The organism is Flavobacterium sp., assembly GCF_035292545.1.
GTDB lineage: Bacteria > Bacteroidota > Bacteroidia > Flavobacteriales > Flavobacteriaceae > Flavobacterium.
The window spans coordinates 1-4,057 of the sequence record NZ_DATDPV010000049.1; the positions used below are offsets into that span (position 1 = coordinate 1).

The window sequence follows — 4,057 nt, forward strand, 5'->3', positions numbered from 1 at the left end:
ATTCCTCCAACCTCTGCAATGGGTTCTGTTTCGTCAAGGTTTACAGGTTCGTGGATTATTTCTTTTCCGTTTTCATCAAACCATCTTATTGAATTCATATTGTTGTCTTATTGTCCTTGTTGTTTTACTATTACTGCCAACTTATATATACTCGCTACAAAGTAGCGACTATACACCCATAATTGGGTAGATTGTCGCTATTCAATAGCGAATTGTAAACAAATATAGACATAATGTTTTTATTACAAATCATCAAAAGGACTTTTTATCTGTTGAATACTTTTGGTACTCACATGAGTGTAAATTTCGGTGGTTTTGCTACTGTTATGGCCCAATAGTTCCTGAATGTAGCGCAAATCGGTGCCGCTCTCTAGTAGGTGCGTAGCATAACTATGGCGAAGCCAGTGTAAAGTAACAGGTTTTGTGATCCCAACTTTTTTTAGAGACTGTTTTAAAACCTGTTGCAAACTTCTATCGTCATAAGGCTGCCCTTTAATCTGTCCTTCAAATAAATACCTTGTGGGTTTGTATACAACAAAATAGAGGCGTAGCATTTCTAAAATTTTTGGGCTCAAGGGCACAATCCTGTCTTTTTTGCCTTTGGCGTTTTTAAGCAATACAATGTTTCTGATAGAATCGATATGAGTGGGTTGAAGCGCCAATAATTCGCCACAACGCAAGCCGCAACTGTAAATCATCGCAAGCATCGTTTTGTGCTTGATGTTTGAATGTGCATTTAAGATTAATTTTATTTCTTCTTTACTCAACACATTAGGCAAAACGCGGCCTCGCTTGGGACGATGAATTTTATCAACTTCTATATTGGTATCCTGTATGGTTCTGAAATATAATTTGATGGCATTCACAATTTGATTTTGATAAGAGGCCGACAAATTATTTTTCAGTATATATTCATTGTTGTAAAGTATTACGTCATCATTTGTAATGTCGTGAACCGATTTCTCTTTAAAGAAAATCAAAAACGATCGCAAAGCTTCGATATAAGTTGATATAGTTCTGGGACTGTATCTTTTTGACTGCAACCATTGGGTGAATTTTTCTGTAGTAGCGATGCCGTCGGCAGACGTGGATCTGATAACAGGGGGATCGAGTTTAAACTGCAATCGATAGTCCTCATTATCCGGAACATGCCAAGCCTGAAGCTGTTGGCTCCATCGAGATCCGTCAAGAGTTTTGATGCGTGCAATCAGCGCTGCATTTTTTTCAAAATAAACCGCAATGCGACTTTCTCCTCTATGTTTTACCAGTTTAGCTTCCCATTTCATATGCAGGTTATTAGATATCTAAAGTAATAAAAAAAAGAATAGGATAGATTTGAAATAGTAAATGTTTGAAATGCTTTTACATAAAACAGAAGTATCGATAAAAAGAACCTATGCTTAGATTTTTAAACGTATTAGTTTTTTGACTTTCTACTCAATATTCTCTTCCTTAAGGCAAAATAAAGACTGATTATAAAGGCGGTAAAAAAGACTAGCACCGTTGAAACGTCAACTAAGTCTTCCGAAAAATTAATTCCGGTGGTTTGTAGAATTAGAAAATGAATATAGGAATTGCTTTCATCGGAATAGCCCAAAAGCCGGCGTGTTTTCCAATGCCAATCGGTAAAGGGGCAATAGCCAAAGCCGTACCAGATGCCCAATACAAACCACGATAAAGCAGTTAGTGACAAAGTGATTAAATTGGTAAATCGCCATCGCGGAACAATCCAGCCAAAAACATTGAACAAGATGAGGACGATATGAAACACAATGAAAAAATAATCGATAAAATGCAAAATAAGTTTATTCATCATACGCTAATTAATGGCTAAAATTTAATGTTGTATTTTAATAAAGCACTAAATTTCTTTACAACAGATTTCACAGATTAGAACAAATTAATACGTCACGTAGCTTTAAAAAATCTTTTTAATCCTTCCAATCTGTGACAAAAACGCTTTTTAATAATTGCGAAATTATATCTTTCTTGCTACTTAGTATCAAGTCGATGCTATTTTTTTTTATTCAAAATATAAGATAATAAGGCTTTTAAAGTGGTGATTTTTCCATAATCCTCTTCCGGAATGGCTATGCCTAATTGCTCATTCAAGGCAACGATAAATTGTAACGTATCAAAAGAATCAATATTGAGTGTTTCCCGAATATTTTCATCAGGTTTCAATTCCGAAGGTGCTGTATCCGGAGCAATTCGCTTCAACAATTGAAAAATGGTTTGTTTAATTGCTGCTTCGTTCATAAGGCTTCAGGATTTTGTAAATGGCTGTTCAGTGAAACTAAAAACCGACTGCCGGTGAGTCCGTCAGTGGCCCGATGATCTCCGGCTAAGGTAACAGTAACCGAAGACCGAATCCCTAACATGCCGTCCAACGCAAAAGGCTGTTCCGAAATACTTCCAAAACCAATTATAGCGACTTGCGGCGGATAGATGACTCCAAAAACCGATTCGGCACCACCATCGCCAATGTTCGTTATCGTTACGGTTGAATCGCTCAACTCGGAACTGCGTAAATTTAAGGCTCTTGCTCTGGGAATAAGATCGTTTAGGGTTTCCATAATTTCATCAACATTTTTTAAATTGGCCTGATGAATGGCAGGAACGATTATCCCGCCGGTGCGAAGTGAAACCACAAAGCCAATATTAATGTCTTTTTTTTGTTGTAAACCCTCGTCCCAAATGGCATTCAGATCCGGAAATTCAGTCAGTGATTGTGCCGTTGCTTTGATTAGCAGGACAACAGGAAGCAGCCGCTCTTTTACTGATCTTTTATTGTTTGTCTCTTTCAGCCAAGCTAAGGCATGGGTCATATCGATTCTTTTTTCCAGATAGTAGTGCGGAATTTCCCTGTTGGATTTGCTCATGGCAGCAGCTACGGCTGTACGAATGGCTTCGGCAGGAGTACCGGGTTTTTCTGTTTCAAAAGGAACTTCCTCATTCTTTTCTTTTCCAGTTTTACCGCTTTGTGCTATGGCATGCTCCACATCTTCTTTGGTAATGGCACCCTCGGGTCCGGTTCCTTTTATTTGCGAAAGGTCGATTTGGTTTTCAAAAGCTATTCTTTTGGCTAATGGTGAGGCTTTGATGTGAATTTCTTCTGTTTTTTGTTCAGAAATGGGTTCCGAAATTCTCTCTTCTATCGGTTGTATGGCGATTGGTTTTTCCTCAGGAATCTTATCTTCTTTTGATGCTAAAGCAATTCCGCTCGGATTAATTAAAGCCATTATCGTTCCCACAGGCACTTTGGCACCTTCGGGAATCAGCAGTTCTCCGATGGTTCCTTCGTCAAAAACTTCGATTTCAATGAGTCCTTTTTGCGTTTCCACTTCGGCAATAATATCCCCGCGTTTGACCGTATCGCCTGGTTTTTTCTTCCATTCGATTAAAGTACCCGCTTCCATGTCAGCGCCCAGACTCGGCATTAGAAATTCAATCATGATGGATCATTTTTTTAACTGCATTTACAATATCGTTTTTTTGCGGAACCGCCGCTTCTTCCAGATGCAAAGGGTAGGGAATAGGGACTTCGACACCGCACAACCGTTGTATGGGCGCATCCAGATCATAAAAGGCCTTTTCCATAATGCGCGCACTGATTTCAGATGAAATACTTATCGAACGCCAGGCATCTTCCACAACAAGAACCCGATGCGTTTTGGCAACCGAAGCAAGAAATGTTTTTTCATCCAGGGGCCGTAAAATCCGCAAATCAATGACTTCTGCATCAATTCCAACAGTGGTCAATTCGGCTGCAGCCTCCAGACATTTATAAACACCCGTTCCGTAAGTAATAATCGAAAGGTCTTTTCCCGTTCTTAATACTTTGGCTTCGGTAATATTGACCGCACCTGAATTTTCTGGAATTTCTTTTTCCAAATTAAGCATGGAAGTGTATTCAAAAATAACCACCGGGTCCGGACTTTGAAGCGCGGTGAGCAACATCCCTCTGGCATCTTCATGCGTGCCCACCGACAAAACAATCAATCCGGGGACATGGGCATAAAAGGGTTCCCAACTATGGGAATGTTGTGCGGCCAGT

The 4,057-nt window shown here is 39.3% G+C and carries 5 protein-coding genes; all 5 read right to left on the reverse strand.

Annotated elements, in window-relative coordinates; all coding sequences use genetic code 11:
* Positions 1-242 precede the first annotated feature (242 nt).
* Positions 243-1,286, reverse strand: coding sequence for a site-specific integrase (locus tag VI621_RS08525; protein ID WP_324217957.1), 1,044 nt, complete (start codon positions 1,284-1,286; stop codon positions 243-245).
* Positions 1,287-1,417: 131 nt separating this feature from the next.
* On the reverse strand, positions 1,418-1,816 hold the full coding sequence (locus tag VI621_RS14820) for a DUF2784 domain-containing protein (protein ID WP_414655489.1): 399 nt from the start codon (positions 1,814-1,816) through the stop codon (positions 1,418-1,420).
* Between the two features lie 197 nt (positions 1,817-2,013).
* A complete protein-coding gene (locus VI621_RS08530; protein ID WP_324217958.1) occupies positions 2,014-2,259 on the reverse strand; it encodes an acyl carrier protein in 246 nt (81 codons plus the stop codon).
* Positions 2,256-3,455: a dihydrolipoamide acetyltransferase family protein gene (locus VI621_RS08535; RefSeq protein WP_324217959.1), complete on the reverse strand. Its 1,200-nt coding sequence runs from the start codon at positions 3,453-3,455 to the stop codon at positions 2,256-2,258. Before VI621_RS08535 ends, VI621_RS08530 begins: the two co-directional genes overlap by 4 nt.
* Positions 3,448-4,057: alpha-ketoacid dehydrogenase subunit beta (locus VI621_RS08540; RefSeq protein ID WP_324217960.1), on the reverse strand; the 610-nt coding region annotated here is incomplete at its 5' end. The genes VI621_RS08540 and VI621_RS08535, both read right to left, overlap by 8 nt.

Excerpts from the sequence above, each read along its gene's own strand:
- VI621_RS08525 (WP_324217957.1), bottom strand. The coding sequence starts at position 1,286 with ATGAAATGGGAAGCTAAACTGGTAAAACATAGAGGAGAAAGTCGCATT.
- VI621_RS14820 (WP_414655489.1), bottom strand. The coding sequence starts at position 1,816 with ATGATGAATAAACTTATTTTGCATTTTATCGATTATTTTTTCATTGTG.
- VI621_RS08530 (WP_324217958.1), bottom strand. The coding sequence starts at position 2,259 with ATGAACGAAGCAGCAATTAAACAAACCATTTTTCAATTGTTGAAGCGA.
- VI621_RS08535 (WP_324217959.1), bottom strand. The coding sequence starts at position 3,455 with ATGATTGAATTTCTAATGCCGAGTCTGGGCGCTGACATGGAAGCGGGT.